4 protein-coding genes are annotated in these 3,405 nt (G+C 55.8%); all 4 read left to right on the top strand.

Translation table 11 applies throughout. The features are described 5' to 3' along the window. Entirely contained in the window at positions 1 to 858 is an 858-nt protein-coding gene (locus FBQ85_28295; GenBank protein MDL1879034.1) for a sulfide/dihydroorotate dehydrogenase-like FAD/NAD-binding protein, read from the top strand. A 58-nt stretch (positions 859 to 916) separates the two neighbouring features. Next, positions 917 to 2,308, top strand: coding sequence for an NADPH-dependent glutamate synthase (gene gltA, locus FBQ85_28290; GenBank protein ID MDL1879033.1), 1,392 nt, complete (start codon positions 917 to 919; stop codon positions 2,306 to 2,308). 85 nt (positions 2,309 to 2,393) lie between these two features. Then, on the top strand, positions 2,394 to 2,777 hold the full coding sequence (locus tag FBQ85_28285; GenBank protein ID MDL1879032.1) for a DUF302 domain-containing protein: 384 nt from the start codon (positions 2,394 to 2,396) through the stop codon (positions 2,775 to 2,777). 275 nt (positions 2,778 to 3,052) lie between these two features. Further along, positions 3,053 to 3,405: ferritin-like domain-containing protein (locus tag FBQ85_28280; GenBank protein ID MDL1879031.1), on the top strand; the 353-nt coding region annotated here is incomplete at its 3' end.

The raw sequence follows: 3,405 nt of genomic DNA, 5'->3' as shown, positions 1-3,405 counted from the left end.
ATGTATAAAATTTTGCAGGCGCGCAGTTTGGCGCCGGGTGTCAAACGTTTTGAAGTGGCGGCGCCGGAAATCGCGCGGCATCGCCGCGCCGGGCAGTTTGTGATTTTGCGCGCGCATGAAGAGGGCGAGCGCATTCCCATCACCATCGCGGACGCTGATCCGGAACGCGGTACGATCACGCTGATCGTGCAGGAGGTGGGCTGGACCACGCGCTTGTTGGGCCAAAAACAAGCCGGAGAATTCATACCGGATGTCTGCGGCCCGCTCGGCGAACCGACGCATATCGAAAATTTTGGCCATTGTGTTTGCCTCGCCGGCGGTGTGGGCGTCGCGGAAATTTATCCGGTCGTTGCGGCCTTGCGCGCAGCGGGAAATCAAGTGACGGCCATCATTGGCGCACGCTCGCACGAGTTGCTGATTTTGGAGCAGGAGATGCGACGGCAAGCGCACCATCTCCTGGTCACCACGGACGATGGCAGTTATGGCATCCACGGCCTGGTGACCCAGCCACTCGCTAAAATGATCAAACGCGGCGAACTTCTCGACCGCGTTTTTTGTATCGGCCCGGCGCCTATGATGCGCGCCGTGACCGAGTTGACCCGGCCGTATGGCATTCCCACGATCGTGAGCTTGAATCCCATCATGGTCGACGGCACCGGCATGTGCGGCGGCTGCCGCGTCACCGTCGGCGGTCAAGTCAAATTCGCCTGCGTCGACGGCCCGGACTTCGACGCGCATCAAGTCGACTTCGATGAGTTGGTGCGCCGGCAGCAGATGTATCGTGACGAAGAGCGCGAAGCAGTGGGACGATGTCTGAATGAGGAGGAGGTTTACCGAAGTGTTGGAATGATGGAGTAATGTTGCTGCCGCACTCCACTACTCCAACACGCTGGTAATCCAATTCGAATGAAAAACTATGGCTAAAAAAGTCATCCCCGAAAAAACACCAATGCCCGAGCAGGCGCCGCTGCGGCGCATTACCAATTTCGATGAAGTTGCATTGGGCTATGACGATGATCAGGCCGTGCTCGAAGCCAGTCGCTGTTTGCAATGCAAAAAGCCGGTCTGCATTGCGGGCTGTCCGGTGGGCATCGACATTCCTGCGTTTGTTGACCGGGTGGCGCAAGGCGACTTCATTCGCGCGGCAGAGATCATTCGAACAAAAAATGCTTTGCCGGCGGTCTGCGGTCGCGTCTGCCCGCAAGAGAGCCAATGCGAATTGGTTTGTGTCATGGGTAAAAAATATCAACCCATCGCCATTGGCCGTCTCGAACGCTTTGTGGCAGACTATGTTCGTGAGCAAAGCAATGGCAAGCTCTCGATCAATATTTTAGACAAACAGAACAAGTCCGTTGCTGTGGTGGGCGGCGGCCCGGCCGGCCTCACCGTGGCCGGAGAGTTGATTCAACTCGGTTATCGCGTCACCGTATTCGAGGCCCTGCACAAACTCGGCGGTGTGCTGGTTTATGGCATTCCGGAATTTCGTTTGCCGAAAGCAATCTTGCAGGCGGAGGTCGATCAACTTGCCGAAATGGGTGTGGAGTTTCGTACCAATCATGTCGTCGGCCGCACGGAACTGGTGGATGAGTTGCTCGGGCGTTATGATGCCGTGTTCATCGGCACCGGCGCCGGCTTGCCTTATTTCATGAACGTGCCCGGTGAGAACTTAAACGGCGTTTATTCGGCGAATGAATTTCTTACACGCCTCAATCTCATGCGCGCCTATCGCTTCCCGGAATGGGACACGCCCATCAAAGTCGGCAAACGCGTGGCCGTGATTGGCGGCGGCAACACAGCCATGGATGCGGTGCGCACTGCCAAGCGCATGGGCGCAGAACATGCGTATCTAGTTTATCGCCGTTCGCGCACCGAGTTGCCGGCGCGCGCGGAGGAAGTGCATCACGCCGAAGCAGAGGGTATCGAGTTTCGCTTTCTCGAAGCGCCGGTGGCCGTGAAGGGCAATACCAAGGGTTGGGTGACTGGAATAGAGATCATTAAAATGCAGCTTGGCGAACCGGACGACTCGGGACGCCGCCGGCCGGCGCCGATCGAGAATTCCAATTATACTCTCGAAGTCGATACGGTAGTAGTCGCCATCGGCCAGGGACCGAACCCGCTCATTCCGCGCACAACGCCGGGATTGAAAACCGGCAGGCACGGCATCATCACCATTGACCCGGAAACCGGCGCGACCAGCAAGCCGGGCGTGTTTGCCGGCGGCGATGTTGCCACCGGCGGCGCAACCGTGATTTTAGCAATGGGCGCCGGTAAAAAAGCAGCGCAAGCAATTCATGAATTTTTGCGCTGAGCAGCCGGTGTTGTGAGAGTTCAAATTGTCGAGTAAGTGTAAGCAGGCATGAGGCCGTTAAGAAAATTGCATTGAAGAGGTTATCATGAGTTACTATTTTGCCAAACAAATCCATTCCGGTTTTGACGAAGCGATCGCGCGCGTGACCGAGGAACTCAAGAAAGAAGGCTTCGGTATTCTCACGGAAATCGATGTGGCGGCGACGCTGAAGCAAAAGCTCAACGTTGATTTCCGGCGTTATAAAATTTTGGGCGCATGCAATCCGCCCTTTGCCCACCAGGCTTTGCAGGCGGAAGAATACATCGGCACGATGCTGCCGTGCAATGTCATCGTGCAGGAAAAAGCCGGCGGCGTCGAAGTTGCGGCCGTTGATCCGATTGCCTCGATGGCGGGCGTGAACAACGCCAAGCTTGCTGGAATTGCGCAGGAAGTGCGTGCACGCCTGGCGCGCGCCATTCAGAATCTCTAACGTTGGCAAATCATGAGGAACATTATGGATTCCATTACAGCGTTGCTTATCATTGCGGTTTACTTTATATTGCAATTGGTGATTTTGCCCAAGCTGGGCATTCACACGTGACTATCGCGTTCCTGCAACGTTCCGGGTGAACGAAAGAATCAAAAGACTGAACACGACGTTCAACTCGATGCCACACAAAAATCACAGCATGAACAGAAGTAAAATCACATTCATGCAGGCAGGGTTGAGCAAAACGGCAAAAACGATAAAGAAAGGGAATAATGATGAACAAACAAGCTTTGATCGACCGTTTGAATGAAGATCTCGCCGGCGAGCTCGGCGCAATCATTCAGTATCTCACGTATGCGGCCAAGACCAGCGGGCCGTTTCGGCCGCAGCTTTCACAATTCTTTCTCACCGAAGTGGCGGACGAACAATTGCACGCGCAATTTCTCGCGAACAAAATTGTCGCCCTCGGCGGTGAGCCGACTACGAAACCGCGCGCCGTGCCGGCTGCGCGCACCAACCGCGAAATGTTGGAAGCCGTGCTCGCGGCCGAACGCCAAGCGACGAAGGATTATACCCAGCGCGCGAAAGAGGCGGAAGAAATCGGCGACAAGGGCCTGATGGTACAACT

The organism is Cytophagia bacterium CHB2 (assembly GCA_030263535.1).
In the GTDB taxonomy this organism is placed as follows: Bacteria; Zhuqueibacterota; Zhuqueibacteria; order Zhuqueibacterales; family Zhuqueibacteraceae; genus Coneutiohabitans.
This window is presented reverse-complemented; position numbering and strand designations above follow the sequence as displayed.

Bases quoted from the DNA above. Each gene is read 5' to 3' on its own strand.
- FBQ85_28295 (MDL1879034.1), top strand. From the start codon at position 1: ATGTATAAAATTTTGCAGGCGCGCAGTTTGGCGCCGGGTGTCAAACGT.
- gltA (MDL1879033.1), top strand. From the start codon at position 917: ATGGCTAAAAAAGTCATCCCCGAAAAAACACCAATGCCCGAGCAGGCG.
- FBQ85_28285 (MDL1879032.1), top strand. From the start codon at position 2,394: ATGAGTTACTATTTTGCCAAACAAATCCATTCCGGTTTTGACGAAGCG.